The sequence below is a fragment of the Pseudomonas sp. Irchel 3A7 genome (assembly GCF_900187565.1).
Taxonomy (GTDB): Bacteria; Pseudomonadota; Gammaproteobacteria; order Pseudomonadales; family Pseudomonadaceae; genus Aquipseudomonas.
Genome location: NZ_FYED01000007.1, coordinates 263,794 through 282,223 on the forward strand (window position 1 = coordinate 263,794; position 18,430 = coordinate 282,223).

General features: G+C 59.9%; 14 protein-coding genes. 6 read left to right on the plus strand and 8 right to left on the minus strand.

What is annotated here, in order from left to right:
• Positions 1 to 14: 14 nt before the first annotated feature.
• Positions 15 to 2,876 (plus strand): EAL domain-containing protein, encoded by a 2,862-nt coding sequence (locus CKW21_RS14185; protein WP_095194581.1) that lies wholly within the window; start codon positions 15 to 17, stop codon positions 2,874 to 2,876.
• Between the two features lie 59 nt (positions 2,877 to 2,935).
• Here CKW21_RS14185 and CKW21_RS14190 read toward each other — a convergent pair whose 3' ends face one another.
• Positions 2,936 to 3,250 (minus strand): hypothetical protein, encoded by a 315-nt coding sequence (locus CKW21_RS14190; protein WP_095194582.1) that lies wholly within the window; start codon positions 3,248 to 3,250, stop codon positions 2,936 to 2,938.
• Positions 3,251 to 3,601: 351 nt separating this feature from the next.
• Between CKW21_RS14190 and hexR the strand changes: the two genes are divergently transcribed.
• Entirely contained in the window at positions 3,602 to 4,468 is an 867-nt protein-coding gene (gene hexR, locus CKW21_RS14195) for a transcriptional regulator HexR (protein ID WP_007927594.1), read from the plus strand.
• A gap of 238 nt (positions 4,469 to 4,706) precedes the next feature.
• Complete coding sequence (locus CKW21_RS14200) at positions 4,707 to 4,919, plus strand: PA3496 family putative envelope integrity protein (RefSeq protein ID WP_095194583.1); 213 nt, start codon at positions 4,707 to 4,709, stop codon at positions 4,917 to 4,919.
• Here the strand turns inward: CKW21_RS14200 and CKW21_RS14205 are convergent.
• Positions 4,861 to 5,823 (minus strand): LysR family transcriptional regulator, encoded by a 963-nt coding sequence (locus tag CKW21_RS14205; protein WP_095194584.1) that lies wholly within the window; start codon positions 5,821 to 5,823, stop codon positions 4,861 to 4,863. The genes CKW21_RS14200 and CKW21_RS14205 overlap by 59 nt on opposite strands.
• Positions 5,824 to 6,012: 189 nt before the next feature.
• On the opposite strand from CKW21_RS14205, the gene CKW21_RS14210 reads away from it, so the two are divergent.
• Positions 6,013 to 7,428: an acetyl-CoA carboxylase biotin carboxylase subunit gene (locus CKW21_RS14210; protein WP_095194585.1), complete on the plus strand. Its 1,416-nt coding sequence runs from the start codon at positions 6,013 to 6,015 to the stop codon at positions 7,426 to 7,428.
• 11 nt (positions 7,429 to 7,439) lie between these two features.
• Entirely contained in the window at positions 7,440 to 9,248 is a 1,809-nt protein-coding gene (oadA, locus tag CKW21_RS14215; RefSeq protein ID WP_095194586.1) for a sodium-extruding oxaloacetate decarboxylase subunit alpha, read from the plus strand.
• Positions 9,249 to 9,441: 193 nt separating this feature from the next.
• Here oadA and CKW21_RS14220 read toward each other — a convergent pair whose 3' ends face one another.
• From CKW21_RS14220 to CKW21_RS14235, 4 genes are all read right to left on the minus strand, one after another.
• Positions 9,442 to 12,405: an autotransporter domain-containing protein gene (locus CKW21_RS14220; protein ID WP_095194587.1), complete on the minus strand. Its 2,964-nt coding sequence runs from the start codon at positions 12,403 to 12,405 to the stop codon at positions 9,442 to 9,444.
• Between the two features lie 139 nt (positions 12,406 to 12,544).
• The gene (locus CKW21_RS14225) at positions 12,545 to 13,216 is read right to left on the minus strand and encodes a GNAT family N-acetyltransferase (RefSeq protein ID WP_095194588.1); all 672 of its coding nucleotides are present in this window, start codon (positions 13,214 to 13,216) and stop codon (positions 12,545 to 12,547) included.
• 17 nt (positions 13,217 to 13,233) lie between these two features.
• Entirely contained in the window at positions 13,234 to 13,680 is a 447-nt protein-coding gene (locus CKW21_RS14230; protein ID WP_095194589.1) for a GNAT family N-acetyltransferase, read from the minus strand.
• 9 nt (positions 13,681 to 13,689) lie between these two features.
• Positions 13,690 to 14,313 carry an FMN-binding negative transcriptional regulator gene (locus tag CKW21_RS14235; RefSeq protein ID WP_095194655.1) on the minus strand — a complete coding sequence of 208 codons (624 nt, stop codon included), beginning with the start codon at positions 14,311 to 14,313 and terminating at the stop codon, positions 13,690 to 13,692.
• Positions 14,314 to 14,405: 92 nt separating this feature from the next.
• Here CKW21_RS14235 and CKW21_RS14240 point away from each other — a divergent pair, with 92 nt between their 5' ends.
• On the plus strand, positions 14,406 to 15,956 hold the full coding sequence (locus CKW21_RS14240; RefSeq protein ID WP_095194590.1) for a PLP-dependent aminotransferase family protein: 1,551 nt from the start codon (positions 14,406 to 14,408) through the stop codon (positions 15,954 to 15,956).
• Between the two features lie 138 nt (positions 15,957 to 16,094).
• On the opposite strand, the gene CKW21_RS14245 is transcribed toward CKW21_RS14240, so the two are convergent.
• Entirely contained in the window at positions 16,095 to 17,195 is a 1,101-nt protein-coding gene (locus CKW21_RS14245; protein WP_095194591.1) for a polyamine ABC transporter substrate-binding protein, read from the minus strand.
• Between the two features lie 5 nt (positions 17,196 to 17,200).
• Complete coding sequence (locus CKW21_RS14250) at positions 17,201 to 18,238, minus strand: histone deacetylase family protein (protein WP_095194592.1); 1,038 nt, start codon at positions 18,236 to 18,238, stop codon at positions 17,201 to 17,203.
• Positions 18,239 to 18,430 lie beyond the last annotated feature (192 nt).

The following is an 18,430-nucleotide window of genomic DNA, read 5'->3' on the forward strand; positions in this document are numbered from 1 at the left end:
CAAGAACATTGCCTATGACCCTCAGCTCCGATCTGTCGGGCCCCTCTGTGGAGCCCCGGGTTATCCGAAAGCAATACGCCATGGAAATGGCGGTTGAACGCACGCGTCTGCTGTATCAGGGCTCTTTGCTGCCCACTTTGTTCATGTTGACTAATGGTCTGGTCTGCGCCGGTTTGCTCTGGAGCCCGCAGCGCTACTTCCTGGTCTCGGTCTGGCTGGTGTGGTTGCTGTCGTTGGTGGCGTTGCGGGTGATTCAGGTGGCCGCCTTCGATTCGGCGATTCCCAACCGTCAGGCCCATCCGATCTGGCGGCGCATGTTTTTACTGGGTTCGGGGCTCACCGGCCTGACGCTGGCCGGCGCGGGTATCGCCCTGGTTCCCGCCGACAATTTCATCCAGCAAGCCTGGGTTTTCGGTCTGATCGGCGCGGCCGCCCTTTCAGCCAGTGTTGCCTACGCCGTCAGCCTGCCGGCGTTTCTGTCGTTCACCTTGCCCTGTTTATTGCCGGCCATCGCCTACATGTTTTGGGGGCAGGAGCAGGGGTGGGGCTGGTTTGGACTGATTTTGCTCGGTGCATTGAGCGTGGTTGCCTGGCAGGTCAATCGGCTGATCGATAACGGCATGTTGCGACGGTTCCAGAATCAGGCGCTGATCGAACATCTGCAGCAGGCGCAAAACTGCAGCGATCAACTCAATAAAGAGCTGGCCAGGGAAATCGATCAACGCCGGCGTGCCGAAGACGAATTGCGTGAAATCCAGGTCGATCTGGAAACTCGCGTGGCCCAGCGCAGCCTGGAACTGGACGCCGCCAACCAGGCATTGAGCAAGAGTGAAGCGCGTCTGGCGTTGGCATTGAAGGCCAGTGAGCTGGGACTGTGGGACTGGAACCTGCAAACCGACGAAGTCCATCACACGCACATTCAGGAATTGTTCGGCCTGGAGCCGGAATACGTGACGGCGATGTTGCGCCACCTCAAGCCCCGTCTGCATCCCGAGGATCTTCCGGCACTGAAAAAGGCGTTGGTCGAGCATTTGAAGGGGCGCACCGAGGATTATCAGATCGAATACCGCGTGCGCCACGGCGACGGTCACTGGGTCTGGATCGAGGATCGCGGGCGGGCGGTCGAGCGGGCCGAAAACGGCCGGGTGATCCGCATGGTGGGCACTCGCCGTGACATCAGCGTCAGCAAGGCACTTGAAGAGCAGCAACAATTGGCGGCGACGGTGTTCGAGGCAGCCAGCGAAGGCATCATGATCTTCGACCCCAGCTACGCCCTGATCGCGGTCAATCAGGCCTTCAGTCGTGTAACCGGTTATGAGATCGAGGACATGCTCGGGCGCAATGTCGTCGAGTTGCCATGCAGCCGCGACGCTCGCCGTCATTACGCAGCGATTCATCAGGCGCTGGAGCAGCACGGCAGCTGGCAGGGCGAACTGGTGGAAACCCGCAAGAATGGCGAGATGTATCCGCAATGGTTGCAGTTGAATACTGTGCGCGATACTCGGGGAAAGGTTAGCCATATCGTCGGCTTCTTCGCAGATCTCTCCGCTCGCCGAGAATCCGAAGAGCGGATGCGCTACCTGACCCATTACGATGAACTCACCGGCCTGGCCAACCGTTCGATGTTTCGCGAACGGCTCAGCGAGGCTCATCAGCGTGTGCGTCAGGGCGGCTATCGCAGCCTGGCGCTGCTACACATCAACCTGGACCGCTTCAAACAACTCAACGACAGTCTGGGTCATGAAGTCGCCGACCAGTTGTTGCAGAAAATGGCCCGGCGACTGGTCAATGCGCTGCCCGAGGCGGACACCATCGCGCGTTTGTCCGGCGATGAGTTCGCGGTGCTGTTCAACGCCTATGGCAACCTGTCGAGCCTGGCGCGGGTCGCCACACGTTTGGCGAACAAGTTGCGTTTGCCGGTGACGGTCGAAGGGCATGAACTGGTGGTCAGCGCGTCGATGGGCATCAGTCTGTTGCCGGACAATGCCCGGGAAATTTCCGCGTTGGTCAGCCAATCGAACATGGCCATGCAACATGCCAAGCATTTGGGTGGCAACAACTTCCAGTTCTACACCGACAGCTTGCAAGCCAGCACGCTGGAGCGCTTGCAGCTGGAAAACCAGCTGCGTAAAGCGGTTGAAGAGAAGCAGTTGAAGGTTTTTTACCAGCCGAAACTGTGCCTCGCCACGGGCAAACTGAACGCCGCCGAGGCGTTGGTGCGTTGGGATCACCCGACCATGGGGCGCGTGCCGCCGGGAGACTTCATCGGTTTGGCCGAAGAAACCGGCTTGATTGGTCCGATCGGCGAGTTCGTGCTGCGCCAGGCTTGCTGGCAAGCCTGCGAGTGGCAGCGGCTGGGGCTTGAGCCGATTCGGGTTTCCGTCAATTTGTCGGTGCATCAACTGCGGCAGGGCAAGCTGGTCAGTCTCGTGCGGCAGGTGCTGGAAGAAACCGGCCTGGCACCGCACTACCTGGAGCTGGAACTCACTGAAAGTCAGTTGCTGGACAGCGTCGAGCACATCATCGCGACCTTCCAGCAGCTGCGTGATCTGGGCGTAAAGCTGGCGATCGACGATTTTGGCACTGGCTATTCATCCCTGAGCTACCTCAAGCGGATTCCAGTGGATTACGTGAAGATCGATCAGGCATTCATTCGCGGCCTGGGGGAGGGTACGGAGGATGCAGCGATCACCCGAGCGATCATTGCCATGGCACATGGCTTATCGCTGAAGGTTGTTGCGGAAGGGGTGGAGCGACGGGAGCAACTTGAGTTTCTCAAGGGGGAGCGATGTGATGAGGTGCAAGGGTATCTCATCAGTCGGCCGATAGAGGCGGATGGGCTGGCAGCACTACTACGTGAACAAAGCATGGATTGAAAGGCCAATCCCGTCGACCCCTTGCGAAGGTTGACGGGCAGCCTTGATGCGGGAGTTTCTTAGTTGGTAATCAGAACTTTGTCGATGCGGTGCAGCAACTCGCCTTTATAGAAAATGCTAACGCTTGGGACATTGGAGTCACCCATTACCTTGTATTCGACAAACTTGTCGGTTTCAACTTGCAAGGATGGCTCATCGGATGTTTCCAGTTTCAGTTCCAACCGCACATTGAATGACTTGTCCTGCAGTTTCATGTATTCCAGTTTGGGTGTGACACCGCTGTGGGGTACGGTTATGGTGGCATAGACGCGGAAAGACGGGTTGCCCGGCATTCGGTCGATTTGTGCGGTCCAGTTTTTGGTTTTAATACTCATGTTTAATAATCCCTTTAATTAAATAAGGTGGCTTCCTGCCGGATTAATATATCTATCTGAAATGGAGAATTGGAGAGGTTTGAGGTTCTGGTTTGTAAGGCTGTATGTTTTTGTGAATGTCAATGTAATAACTACGGGTAGTACTTTGATCGGCGAATATTTATTCGTTGTCATGGTCAGGTCGCGCAACGATGACGTGCTTGAGCATCGAAACTGAGTGCTACATGAGGTGCGAGTACCTGAAATCGAGGGATCTGGTTACGGATTGAGCAGGCAAAAAGCCGATTCATGTAGTATAACTACAAGCGTGCTACATCCCCGGCACCTGCCAATAACAAAGAGTCCAGCCCTTTGAATCTGCTGCAACACATCGCCCAGTCTCGCCACCTGTTACGCAAGTCGGAGCTCAAGGTCGCCGATCACGTGCTGCTTGACCCCGCGGCCGTGATGCACAGCTCCATGGCCGACCTGGCCCATAGCGTCGGTATCAGCGAACCGACCATCGTGCGTTTTTGCCGCGCCATCGGTTGCTCCGGGTTTCAGGACCTGAAGTTGAAGCTGGCCCAAAGCCTGGCGGCAGGCGCGAGTTTCGGGCAGTTCGCGATCCATGAAGATGACTCGGTCGCCGACTACAGCCTGAAAATCTTCGACACCACCCTGCATACCCTGATGGAGGTTCGCGAGAAGCTCGATCCGGTGGAGTTGCAGCGAGCGGTGACGCTGATGTCCCAGGCTCAGCGCGTGGAGTTCTATGGCTTTGGCGCTTCGGGTGCGGTAGCGGCAGATGCGCAGCACAAGTTTTTCCGTTTGCTGCTGACAGCGGCAGCGTATTCCGACCCGCACATGCAAGCGATGTCGGCGGTGACCCTGAAACCGACCGATGTGGCGATCTGCATTTCCCAGTCCGGGCGTTCCAAGGACCTACTGATCACCGCCAACCTGGTGCGCGAAAGCGGTGCTTCGTTGATCACCCTGTGCCCAAGCCAGACGCCGTTGGCTGAGCTGTCGACCGTCAACCTGGCAATCGACGTGCATGAGGACACCGAAATCTACACGCCGCTGACCTCGCGGATCGCTCACCTGGTGGTGATCGACGTCCTGGCAATGGGCGTGGCCATGGCGCGCGGGCCGAGCCTGGTCAACCACCTCAAGAGCGTCAAGCGCAGCCTGCGCAGTTTGCGATTGTCGCCAAAGTCGGTGAAAGCGCTGGACGACTGATCATCTGAAAAGGCGGAAGGTCGTTCCGACCTTCATTCGCGAGCAGGCTCGCTCCCACAGTGGTTCTTCGGTGCTGCACAGAATCTGTTCACACCACTAACCCTGTGGGAGCGAGCCTGCTCGCGAAGGCGTCCCTTGAATACACCACAACTTTCATCAGGCTGTAACGCACAAGCCGCCAAACCGTCATCCCCCGCGCCTATCTTGAAGCTCCCGTACTCGCCTTGGGAGACTCGAAATGGCCCAGCCCTACGAAGAACGCAACAGCGCCGTCAAAACCCGTCGTCAGCAGGAAGACCAGCGCCGCATGGAGTTTCGCCGCGCCATCGAAGATCGCTGCGAACGACGTCAGCTTCTTGCCGAGATCGGCGATTTTCCGGAAGAGTTTGAACTCAATTACTGGCAGGCGGCCTCGACAGCTTCCCGTCGAAACGCTCAACCAGGCCGCTGATCTGCACCCGCTCACTTCGCACAAACGCAAGGAATGCGTGAGCCACCGGTGACAGCCGTTTGGCCTTGGCCTGCACCAGGCACCAGCTGCGGTACAGCGGCAATTCTTCGACCGGCAACTCAATCAACCCGCCGGTCGCCAGTTCCAGGTTCAGGGCGTGGCGCGTCAACAGCGCCACGCCCAGTCCCGCCAATACACATTCACGCTGGGCTTCGGCTGAGGACACTTCCTGTGTCTGGTTGAAGTGCACACGCTTCTCCTTGAAATACTCTTCGCAGGCAAGGCGTGTGCCGGAGCCGGGTTCGCGCAGCAACAGGGTGTAAGGTTCAAGATCCTGCAGGCGCAACGGCCCCATGTGGCACAGCGGATGATCGGGCGGCGCGACAGCGACGATCGGGTTGTTGAGGAACGGCAGGAACTCCAGCCCCATGTCTTGCGGCACCATGGACATGATCACCAGGTCATCGCGGTTATCGGAGAGGCGTCGAATCACTTGGCCGCGGTTGACCACCGTCAGTTGCAGGTTCACCTCCGGATGCTGACGCTTGAACGCGGCAAACAGGTGGGGGACGAAGTACTTGGCGCTGGATTCCACCGCCAGTTTCAGCTGCCCCTGCAATGAGCCCTGCATGTCGGAGAGCTGCATGTCGAGGTTTTCCAGGCGCCCGAAAATGTCCCGGCTGGCGCGTTGCAGTGCTTCAGCCGCTTCCGTCATGTAGAGTTTTTTGCCGACGTAATCGAACAAAGGTTGACCAATCAGCTCCTCGAGTTGACGAATCTGCAGGCTGACGGCGGGTTGTGTGAGCGACATTTCGTCGGCTGCGCGGCTGTAGGACCTCAGATCACAGACTTCGTTGAAGATCTGCAATTGACGCAACGTCATACGCATCAAGGACTTACGCATTTTTTTATTTTCTCGCCGCAGGCTGATGAGCTAACTATAAGTCTTTACTTATGCGTGACCCAATTATTATTCATTTTTGTTAATCCCTTGTGAGCGCTAGTGTGGTCCTGCGACCAAATTGAAACATTTGGTCACGCGTCGACCTGGTCTAGCAGGTCGTGGGTACCACCGGCTCAAGGGAATTTCCAAGTGATAACAAAGATCCTGATCGCCAACCGTGGTGAGATTGCCGTACGAATCGTGCGTGCCTGCGCCGAAATGGGCATCCGCTCGGTCGCGATCTATTCCGACGCCGACCGCCATGCCCTGCATGTGAAGCGTGCGGACGAGGCCCACAGTATTGGTGCCGAGCCCCTGGCGGGTTACCTGAACCCGCGCAAGCTGGTGAACCTGGCCGTGGAGACCGGTTGCGATGCGTTGCATCCTGGCTACGGTTTCCTTTCGGAAAACGCGGAACTGGCGGACATCTGCGCCGAGCGCGGTATCAAGTTCATCGGTCCATCGGCTGAAGTCATTCGCCGTATGGGCGACAAGACCGAAGCCCGCCGCAGCATGATCAAGGCTGGCGTGCCGGTCACTCCGGGCACCGAAGGCAACGTCTCGGGGATCGAAGAAGCCCTGAACGAAGGCGATCGCATCGGTTATCCGGTGATGCTCAAGGCCACGTCCGGTGGTGGCGGCCGCGGTATCCGTCGCTGCAACAGCCGCGAAGAACTCGAGCAGGCTTTCCCGCGGGTCATCTCCGAAGCCACCAAGGCCTTCGGTTCTGCGGAAGTGTTCCTGGAAAAATGCATCGTCAATCCGAAACATATCGAAGCGCAGATCCTCGGCGACAGCTTTGGCAACGTGGTGCATCTGTTCGAGCGTGACTGCTCGATCCAGCGCCGCAACCAGAAGCTGATCGAGATTGCCCCGAGCCCGCAGCTGACCCCTGAGCAGCGCGCCTACATCGGCGACCTGTCGGTACGTGCCGCCAAAGCCGTGGGCTATGAGAACGCCGGTACCGTGGAGTTCCTGCTCGCCGAGGGCGAGGTGTACTTCATGGAGATGAACACCCGGGTGCAGGTGGAACACACCATCACCGAAGAAATCACCGGTATCGACATTGTCCGCGAGCAGATCCGCATTGCTTCCGGCCTGCCGCTTTCGGTGAAGCAGGAAGACATCCACCACCGTGGTTTCGCCCTGCAATTCCGGATCAACGCCGAAGACCCGAAAAACAACTTCCTGCCGAGCTTCGGCAAGATCACTCGTTACTACGCACCCGGCGGTCCCGGTGTACGTACCGACACGGCGATCTACACCGGTTACACCATTCCGCCGTTCTACGATTCCATGTGCCTGAAACTGGTGGTGTGGGCGCTGACCTGGGAAGAGGCGATGGACCGTGGTTTGCGCGCCCTCGACGACATGCGTCTGCAAGGGGTCAAGACCACCGCCGCCTACTATCAGGAAATCCTGCGCAATCCGGAATTCCGTAGCGGCCAGTTCAACACCAGCTTCGTTGAAAGCCACCCTGAACTGACCAACTACTCGATCAAGCGCAAACCCGAAGAGCTGGCCCTGGCCATCGCCGCCGCCATCGCCGCCCACGCAGGCCTGTGAGGAATAGAACAATGAGCAAGAAGATTCACGTAACCGACACCATCCTGCGCGACGCCCACCAATCGCTGCTCGCGACCCGCATGCGCACCGAAGACATGCTGCCGATCTGCGACAAGCTCGACAAAGTCGGCTACTGGTCGCTGGAATGCTGGGGCGGCGCCACGTTCGACGCCTGCGTGCGCTTCCTGAAGGAAGACCCGTGGGAGCGTCTGCGCCAGCTGCGCGCGGCATTGCCTAACACCCGTCTGCAAATGCTCTTGCGCGGCCAGAACCTGCTGGGCTACCGCCACTACAGCGATGATGTGGTCAAGGCTTTCGTGGCCAAGGCCGCGGTCAACGGCATCGACGTGTTCCGCATCTTCGACGCCATGAACGATGTGCGTAACCTGCGCGTGGCCATCGAAGCGGTGAAAGCGGCGGGCAAGCATGCCCAGGGCACCATCGCCTACACCACCAGCCCGGTGCACACCATCGATGCGTTCGTGGCACAAGCCAAGCAAATGGAAGCCATGGGTTGCGACTCGGTGGCGATCAAGGACATGGCCGGTTTGCTGACCCCATACGCCACCGGCGAACTGGTCAGGGCGTTGAAAGCCGAGCAGTCGCTGCCTGTGTTTATCCACTCCCATGACACGGCCGGCCTGGCCGCGATGTGCCAGCTCAAGGCCATCGAAAACGGTGCCGACCACATCGACACCGCGATCTCCAGCTTCGCCTCCGGCACCAGCCACCCGGGTACCGAGTCGATGGTCGCCGCCCTTAAAGGCAGTGAGTACGACACCGGTCTGAACCTGGAACTGCTGCAGGAAATCGGCCTGTATTTCTACGCCGTGCGCAAGAAGTACCACCAGTTCGAAAGCGAATTCACCGCCGTCGATACCCGCGTACAGGTCAACCAGGTTCCGGGCGGCATGATCTCCAACTTGGCCAACCAGCTCAAAGAGCAGGGCGCCCTTAATCGCATGAGCGAAGTGCTGGCAGAGATCCCGCGTGTTCGCGAAGACCTCGGCTTCCCGCCGCTGGTGACCCCGACCTCGCAGATTGTCGGCACCCAGGCGTTCTTCAACGTGCTGGCCGGCGAGCGCTACAAGACCATCACCAACGAAGTGAAGCTGTATCTGCAAGGCGGCTACGGCAAGGCGCCAGGCGCCGTGAACGAGAAACTGCGTCGCCAGGCCATTGGCAGCGAAGAGGTGATCGACGTTCGCCCGGCCGACCTGCTCAAGCCGGAAATGGCCAAGCTGCGTGCCGATATCGGTGCCCTGGCCAAGTCTGAAGAAGACGTGCTGACCTTTGCCATGTTCCCGGATATCGGCCGCAAGTTCCTCGAAGAGCGTGCCGCCGGCACCCTGACTCCGGAAGTGTTGTTGCCGATTCCTGAAGCCGGCGGTGTTGCCTCGGCCGGCGGTGAAGGCGTGCCGACCGAGTTCGTCATCGACGTTCACGGTGAAACCTATCGCGTCGACATCACTGGTGTCGGCGTCAAGGCTGAAGGCAAGCGTCACTTCTACCTGTCCATCGATGGCATGCCGGAAGAAGTGGTGTTCGAACCGCTCAACGAATTCGTCAGCGGCGGCAGCAGCAAGCGCAAGCAAGCGACTGCGCCGGGCCACGTCAGCACCACCATGCCGGGCAACATCGTCGACGTGCTGGTCAAGGAAGGCGACACCGTCAAGGCGGGCCAGGCCGTGCTGATCACCGAAGCGATGAAGATGGAAACCGAAGTCCAGGCTGCCATCGCCGGTAAAGTCACCGCCATTCACGTGGCCAAGGGCGACCGGGTCAACCCTGGCGAAATCCTGATCGAGATCGAAGGTTGAATTAACAACCTCGATACAACGCTTTAAACCTCGGGGGGGCATGTGCTCCCCTTTTTTTTGCACTGAAGAAACGCGGGTTAATTGTGGGAGCGAGCCTACTCGCGAATGCGCAGTGTCAGCCTGCACAAATGTTGAATGTATTACCGCCTTCGCGAGCAGGCTCGCTCCCACAGGTATTGCATTGATTCAGCGATCAGAAACTCATTTGCCACTGCCCGATCAAACCGTGATTGCGGCTGTTGTTGCCGATTTCCCCGCTGTATCCGATGCCCAGCGAATGACGAGCCGAAATGCCCACATCCAGCCCTGCCTCCAGCACCAGGCTGTCCCGATCCAGCGAAACGCCATCGACACTGAACGCCGTGCCACCCGTCACAAATGCCTGCCGGGTTGAATTGCTGACATCGCCGTAGGTGTGTTTCCAGCCCGCGGTCATACGCGGGGTCAGGCTCATGCCGTTATCCAGACTGCTCAGGTGTGCCAGGCGCAGGCCGAAGGTGGTGCTGAAGTTGTCCTGGGTTTGTCCATCGACGTGCAGAGAGGCGGCGCCGCCTTTTTCCTGATAACTGTCACGGTGGTAGCGCTGGTAGCCGAGGCTGGCAAACGGCTCGGCACTGAGCCGGCCGCTGCCCATGGCGTAGCCGAGTTCAGCGAAAGCCTGCTGGCTGTCGGCGTCGTAGTCGCCTTTGGGGCGGTCGCTGAAACCATTGAATGCGATGGTGCGTTTGCTCTCGCCCTGATGGCCGCTGTACGCCGCGCCGAGGCGCAGGGCCAATGGGCCGTTTTGATGTTGCGCATAAACACCGGCATGCCAGCTCTCGACATTGCCGTCGGCGCCCGTGGCATCCAGATCGGTCTTCGAATAGCCGCCAAGCACACCCAGGCGCCACTGTGGATTCAGCGACCAATCCGCACCCAACACGCTGCCTTTGGTGCGTTGTTCCAGACCGCTGTTGCCGTGTTCGCCGTCCAGCTTGCCGTAACCGCCGATGGCCTGCAGCCAGAGACGGCCGCGAGCATTCGGGTCGTTCAAATGGCGGGCTTCGGACGGTACGCCATTGGCGGCGAGGATCGGCGTGTCGCGTTGATCCAAACCGACCATCAGGCCCGGGCTGCCGCCCATTTGCTGCATCGCCGAAAGCATGCTGGCGCCGACCTGACTGCTGGCGCCGAGTGTCGCACTGGTCAGATTGGCATTGCTGGCACCGCTCAGTTGTTCAATCGCCGCGCCGGCTGTAGCGTTGGTGGTGTTCAACAAAGCGTTATACAACGCGTTGTTCCTGCCCAGTGACGCCAGGCTGTTGGCAGCGTTGCTGCCGTTGCCGGTGACGGCGAATTCATTGAAGGCCACGTCGTTACGGGTATAGGTCAGATCGACCTGGGTTGGCGTGTAGGCAAGCGTTGGTGTGAGGAATGCGTAGTTACTGGTGACCGTGCCGAACGTGCCGTTGATGCGTGCGGCTTGCAGCACGGTGTAGTGGCTTTGCCACGGATAGGTACCGCTGCCGGGATTGACCGCCAGGGTCGCGCCATTGAGGTTGGCTGTGCCGCCGACCTGCACCGGGGCGCTGCTGCCGTCGGCATTGACGCCATAGGCGAGGGTCGATGCGCGGCCCATGCTCAGGTCGTGCACGATGGTTGCCGTGCCGAGACCGGTGTCGGTTCGCAAGGTGCCATTGACGTCGAGATTGCCCACCGAACCACCCCCGGCATACACACCGCCGGCATCCACCGTCAGGCTGCCGGCAATGCTGCCGTGGTTGATCAGGGTTGCGCCGTTGCGCACGGCGCCGCCGTCGCTGAAGTCGCCGCTGCCGGTGAGTGTCCAGGCGCCTTGCTTGACCTCCAGCCATTCGAAATGGCGACTGCCGCCGAAGCTGCCGCCCGCCGCGTCGTCCATCACCACACGGTCGTAACCGCTGCCGCCATCCACTGCGCCGATGAAACGGCTGCCGTTGCGCAGGGTCAGACTGTCGTTGCCGCCGCCGAGGTCCAGCGCCAGGCCGTTGCTACCGCTGATGGTGCCGCCGTTGGTCACGCTGTCGGCGAACTCGCCGACGAATTTCACACCGAAGCCATTGAGGCCCTGGATGGTCCCGAAGTTCTCCAGGGTGGTCGCCGCCAACCCTGAGCCGCCGCTGCCGTCATCCACCAGAATCGCGCTGTCGGCGCCGCTGATCAGCGCGCCGCTGGCGTTGAGAATATAGCCGCCGCCGAGTGCGATGCCTTCGCTGCCGTTGGCGAAGCCAGCCTTGTCCACACCACCGGCACCGACGCCCTGAATGGTGCCGTAGTTTTCGATATGGGCGATTTTGTCGATGTCTACGCCATCGCCGTCGCCATTTGGCTGCAACCCTGAATAGGCGCCGGTAATGATGCCGTGGTTGATCACCGTGCCATCGCCATCGGAGCCGAAACCGGAGCCGTTGCGCCCGGTGATGTGCCCAAAGTTGGTCAGGGTCGCACCCAGATCAGTGGTGATGCCGTGACGCCCACCGGAAATGTTGCCGTAGTTGGTCACTGTCACGCCAGTTGCCGAGTCGATATCGACACCGTCGAACTTCTCGTCGGCATTGTGTGAATCGCCGGTGGAGATCTCGCCGTAGTTGGTGATGGTCGCGTTGGCACCGGTCTTCATGCCGTCGCTGGCATCGCCGCGAATCAGTCCGCCCGCGCGGTTGATGATCGTGGTCGTGACCCCGGCACTGCGCAGTGCATCCAGGTCCAGGCCCTGGCCGGTGGTGGAGCGGATGATGCCGCTGTTATCGATCAACAGACTGCCGCTGACGAAGTTGCTGTCGATGCGCAGCGCATCGTTGAACCCCAGAATCTGCCCGCCCGCGCGGTTGTAAATGCTGTAGTTGCGCGCCTGGGTCAGGTCGCCACTGCTGTCAATCGCCCGGCCACCGGTAGAAACAATCTGCCCCGCGTTATCAATCACCACCCCGGCGCCGGCAGTACCGTCCTTGAGGCTGACGGCCTTGCCGGCATTGGTAATGCTGCCCGGCGCCGAAATCGTCAACGTGTCAGCGCCACCCAGGGTTTGCGCTGTGGTGGTGGCGGTATCGATCTGCACGGTTTTATACGGTGCCGCGAGGGTGCCGGTGCTGATCGACAGAGCGATGACGAGCGCCAGGCGCTGGGGCGAGAAGGGCATTTTGGACGTCCGTTTCGTTATAAGCGGGGCGTCCTGTATAGCGGATGGTTTTTACAGATTGATGTCGGGCTGTGTTGAAAAGCGCTTCGCGGGCAAGTCGGAACGCCGCCCGCGAAGGCGTACATCCAGGCGCTGAAGATTATCCACGGCACTCAGTCAGCGTTTTCAGTTGCCCCGACCCCGTTTGGTTTTCATCACTCAACCACTGCTCGAACCCCGCGGCAATCGCCGGCCATTCCGAGTCCAGAATCGAATACCACGCCGTATCCCGGTTCTGACCCTTGACCACCATGTGCTGGCGGAACACGCCTTCGAAAGTGAAGCCCAGACGCTCAGCCGCGTATTTGGAGCGGGCGTTGCCGTTGTTGCACTTCCATTCCAGGCGACGGTAGCCGAGGGCGAAGGACTCCTTGGCCAGCAGATACACTGCCTCGGTGCTTTTCGGCGAGCGCTGCATCGGGGCGCCGAAGGTGACGTGGCCGATTTCGATGCGGCCCTGGGCCGGGACGATGGACATCAGGCTGAGGATGCCTTGCACCTCGCCGCTGGCGCGGTCGATCACGCTGAAGAAATACGGGTCGCTGTTGGCGGCGTGGTTGTTCAGCCAGTCATTGAAGGCGCTGCGTTCCGGGAACGGGCCGTACGGCAAGTAGTCCCAGAGCTTGGGGTCGGCCCCGGGGCCTTGCAGGGCTTTGAACAAATCGTCGCCGTGGCGCGCCGGGTCGAGTTTTTCCAGGCGGATAAAGCGTCCTTCGATCGTTTGCACCGAGGGTGCCGGAACGCCTTTCCAATCGGCGAGTGAAGTCGACATGTTGTTCTCCTTGAGCCTCAGATGGCTTTACGAAACTGAATGAAACCGGGGCGTTCGGCGATGCGCTCGTAGAGCTGGATCGCTGTGGCGTTGGTTTCGTGAGTCAGCCAATGCACTTTGCAGCAACCGTCGGCCTTGGCGGTAGCGTAGACGTGTTCGATCAGCAGGCGACCGACGCCGGTGCCACGGGTTTGCGGTTCTACCAGCAGGTCTTGCAGGTAGCAGGAATTTTCGATGCTCCAGTTCGAGCGATGGTAGATGAAATGCACCATGCCCACCGCTTTGCCGTCAGCCCAGGCGAGGGCGGCGTGGGTCGGTTCGCTCGGGTCGAGCAGGCGCTGCCAGGTGCTTTGGGTGACGGCTTCGGGCAGTTCGGTGTTGTAGAAGCGCAGGTAGGCTTGCCACAGCGGCAGCCAGGCGCCGTGGTCGTCGGCGCTGACCGGGCGAATCTCGATCTGACTCATGTTCATTCCTTAACGCATCAAGTGGGCGAGGGCCTGATCGTGCACGTCAGGGCTGGCGGCCAACCCTCCGCGCACACCGGCGATGTCTGCGGTGCTACGGTTCTGGCTGAGCTTGCGCTTGCCCTCCAGGCGTTCGATCGGCACGGCGAAACCGACGATGGCCTTGAGCATGCCGTCGATGTAATCGGCGGGCGCATCGGCGACTTTCCAGGGCTGGGCACGGCTGCTCTCATGGCGATCGGTCAGGGTGCTGACGATGTCGAGCAGCCGTCCGCCATCGCTGAATGTTTCGGCGCGGCCATAGGCGTGTACGGCGACGTAGTTCCAGGTCGGGACGACTTTGCCGTGCTCGGCCTTGCTCGGATAAAAGCCCGGGCTGACGTAGGCATCGGCACCGGAAAAAATCAGCAGGGCTTCGGCGCCGTCGCGCAGGTCTTTCCACTGCGGATTGGCCTTGGCCAGATGCCCGTACAGCGTGCCGTTCGGGCCCTGTTCACGATGGAGTAGCACGGGTACATGACTGGCCTGCAAACCGTGTTCGCCGTTGGTTACCAATATGGCGAGGCGGGTGGCCAGGATCAGTTCGTGCAGTTGGGACAACTCATCGATGGCAAAAGCGCGGGGCGTGTACATGGTGAAATTTTCCTTGGCGAATGCCTGCATCCTAGGCATGCTATTGGTCTGTTGTAAGAGCCATTAATGACCAATTTCATAGGTCCATTAACATGAATAGCGAGCCGCTGTCCCTGTCGTTCAACCCGGCCGGCATCGAACTCGATCGCCGCCAGGGTCTGAGCCGTCAGCTCTATCAGGCATTGCGTTTACGGGTGCTCGACGGACGACTGGCCAGCGGCACGCGTTTGCCGGCCAGCCGGGATCTGGCCGCGGCACTGTCGATTTCGCGCAACAGCGTGGTGCGCGCCTACGATCAGCTGTATGCAGAAGGCTTTATCGAGGGGCGGGTCGGTGACGGGACTTATGTCGCGCAGTTGCCGCAAAGCGCGATGCCTGGGAAAAAACTATCCACAAAAGTATCCACAGGGTTGTCAACAGGCTTACCCACAGCCTTATCCACAAAATGGCAGGATTTACCTGTAGTTTCATCCAGCAAAGTTATCCACAGCGGTGCTTTACGACGTGTTGAAAAGAACCATTTACCTGTGCCACCGAGCGGTCCGCCTCGTGCTTTCAGGGTGGGTGTTCCGGCATTCGATCTGTTTCCTTTTGAGGTGTGGGCCAAGCTGAATGCGGCTTTCTGGCGCAAACCGGATTTACAACAGCTGTGTTATGGCGACCCGGCCGGCGATGCGCGGTTGCGGGGCATGATCGCGGCTTATTTGCGCAGTTCCCGCGGCATGCAGTGCACAGCTGAGCAAATTGTGATCACCAGTGGCGCGCAACAGGGAATCAGCCTTTGTGCACAGTTGCTGGTGGAGCCCGGCGATGGGGTGGCCATTGAAAATCCGGGGTATCGGGCTGCCGGTCATGCCTTCGCGGTGGCCGGGGCGCACCTGCACGGCGTGTCGGTGGACAGCGAGGGCATCGATTGCGCCGAATTGTCAGCGCTCAATGACTGTCGTCTGGTCTATGTCACACCTTCGCACCAGTACCCGACCGGTGTGGTCATGAGCCTGGCGCGCCGCCTTGAATTGCTCGCCTGGGCCGAGCGCACCCAAGGTTGGATCGTCGAGGACGACTACGATGGCGAGTATCGCTACAGCGGCGCGCCATTGGCGCCGTTGGCGGCACTCGATCGTCAGGGGCGGGTTTTGTACGTCGGGACCTTCGGCAAGGTTGCTTTTCCAGCGTTGCGCCTGGGTTATCTGGTGCTGCCGCCACCACTGGTGGATGCGTTTTCGCAACGCCGCGCAGTGGACGTACGGCACTCGGAAGTCAGCACTCAAGCGGTGATGGCCGAGTTCATGGCGGCAGGGCATTTTCAGCGGCACATCCGGCGGATGCGGCGGGCTGCTCTGAGTCGTCGCAACACCCTTCTGGCGGATTGGCCAAAAGATATCCCCGGCTTGGGCAGTCTGCCGAGTGTGGCAGCCGGGCTGCATTTGACAGTTCCGGTCGAGAGCGTGGCTCGCGAACGTGAGTTGGTGGCGCTAGCCGAGACGGTGGGGGTTGAGATCAATGCGTTGAGCAGCTATTGGCTACCGGATTCGACCCGGCCAGCAGATGAGCGTGCCGGTCTGGTGTTGGGGTTCGCCGCTGTGCCGGACGCTGACATTCAGGCGGCATTGGTGCGGTTGCGTTCGGCGTGGGGTCACTAAAGCGTAACTCCTGTGGGAGCGAGCCTGCTCGCGAAGACGGTATTCCAACCACAGCAGATTTGGCGGCGGATGTACCGACCCTTTCGCGAGCGGGCTCGCTCCCACAGGTCATGGTCGTCAGTGCAACAGTGCTTGTTATCAAGTCCCGGACTTGATCTTGGTCCAGGCCCGGGTCCGCGCACGCTCGGCATCGCGCGGCAGCGGTTGCAGGGTGTAGAGCGTGCTCATCGTCGTTTCGGTCGGGTACAGGTTCGGGTTATTGCGGATTGCCGGGTCGACCAACTCTGTGGCGTCCTTGTTCGGGTTCGGGTAGCCGACAAAGTCGCTGACTGGGGCGATCACCTGAGGTTGCAGCAAATAGTTGATGAAGGTGTAGGCGTCCTCTGTGTTTTTCGCACCTTTCGGAATGGCCAGCATGTCGAACCAGATCGGCGCGCCTTCCTTGGGCAGGCGCATGTCGACAATCACGCCGTTCTTGGCTTCCTTGGCGCGATTGGCGGCCTGGGAGAAGCTGCCGGAATAACCGACTGCGACGCAAATGTCGCCGTTGGCGATGTCGGCCATGTATTTGGAGGAATGGAAGTAGGTGACGTACGGACGGATTTTCATCAACAGCGCTTCTGCCTTGTCGTAGTCCGCAGGTTTTTTGCTGTTGGGGTCCAGGCCCAGGTGTTGCAGGGCCAGGGGCAGGATCTCCGATGGCGAATCGAGCAGGGCGACGCCGCACTGTTTGAGCTTGCTGATGTTCTCTTCCTTGAAGATCAGGTCCCAGCTGTCCACTGGTGCGTCGGCGCCCAATGCGGCTTTGACCTTGTCCGGATTGAAGCCGATCAGGATGGTGCCGTACATGTAGGGCACGGCGAATTGGTTGCCAGGGTCATTGGCCTCGATCAGTTTCATCAGCTTGGGATCGAGGTGGTTCCAGTTCGGCAACTTGCTGCGGTCCAGCGGTTGGAACACACCGGCTTCAATTTGCTTGGCGAGGAACACGTTGGATGGCACCACCACGTCGTAGCCGGAGTTGCCAGTCAGCAATTTGGCTTCAAGGGCCTCGTTGGTGTCGAAGATATCGTAGACCAGTTTGGTCTGGGTGTTCTGCGCCTTGAAGTCTTCCAGGGCCTTGGGGGTGATGTAGTCGAACCAGTTGTAGACGCGCAACGTTCGCTCTTGGGCATGCACAGCGCCGCTGAGTACCGTGGCGCATAACGCTGGCGCGATAAAACGCTTGAGTCTGTTCATTGTTGTTATTTCCCCTGGGCGCTTTCAAAACCTTCGAGAACGTTCACGGCATTGATGCCGATTTCCTCAACGGCGTAGCCACCTTCCATCACGAACAGCGTTGGTTTGCCAAGACCGGCAATGCGCTTGCCCATGGCCAGGTAATCCGGGCTATCGAGCTTGAATTGCGAGATCGGATCATCCTTGAAGGTGTCGACGCCCAGGGACACGACGATGATGTCGGCACCGTAGTTTTCGATCTCTTTGCAGGCCTGCTCCAGCGCCGCGCTCCAGATGTCCCAGCCCGAACCTGCGGCCAGCGGGTAGTTGAAGTTGAAACCCTCGCCGGGACCTTCGCCCAACTCATCTTCATAGCCGAGGAAGAATGGGAACTCGGCTTCCGGGTGGCCGTGGATCGAGGTGAACAAGACGTCACTGCGCTCGTAGAAAATCGACTGGGTGCCGTTGCCGTGGTGGTAGTCGACATCGAGGATCGCGACCTTTTTGTGGCCCTGATCGAGGAACGCCTGAGCGGCGATGGCGGCGTTGTTGAGGTAGCAATAACCCCCCATCAAATCGCCGGCGGCGTGGTGTCCCGGTGGACGGCACAGGGCGAAGGCGCTGTGGGCGCCGCGCTGGATTTGCGCTTGAGCGGTGAGCGCCACTTGCGCCGCGCTGTATGCTGCTTGCCAGGTGCCGGCGGTGATGGGGGCGCCGCCGTCGAAGCTGTAGTAACCGAGTTCGCCGTGCAGGCTGGCGGGCTTGATACGGCGCAAGGTACGGGCCGGCCACGTGTAGGGCAGCAAGTCGCCGTCGGTGTTGAACTCGGTCCAACGGGCCCAGGCGCCTTTGAAGAAGTCGAGGTAGTCGCGGCTGTGGATGCGCGCGATCGGTTCGAGGCCAAAATCCTTCGGTCCTTCTACCGGACCGAGGTTCTGGTTTTGCACCCGTGCCAATACATGGTCGGCACGTGAAGGCATCTCGAAGCAGGGCTTGAGTTGCCCGTCGATCAATTCACAACGGCCGTGGTGCAGGTGGTGATCGTCCGAGTAGATCGTCAGCATTTCTTGTTCTCCGCAGGCTGATTCGGTTGAACACAGTCTTGCGGCGCAGACGGTTTTGGAGAACGGCAGGAAAGGCCAAAAGGGGATTAATGTGGCCAAAACATTTGACCGAAATTCGCCCCTTGTTGGCACGGCTGAACACCCGAACCGGGCATGGAATGCACAACCTGTGGGAGCGAGCCTGCTCGCGAA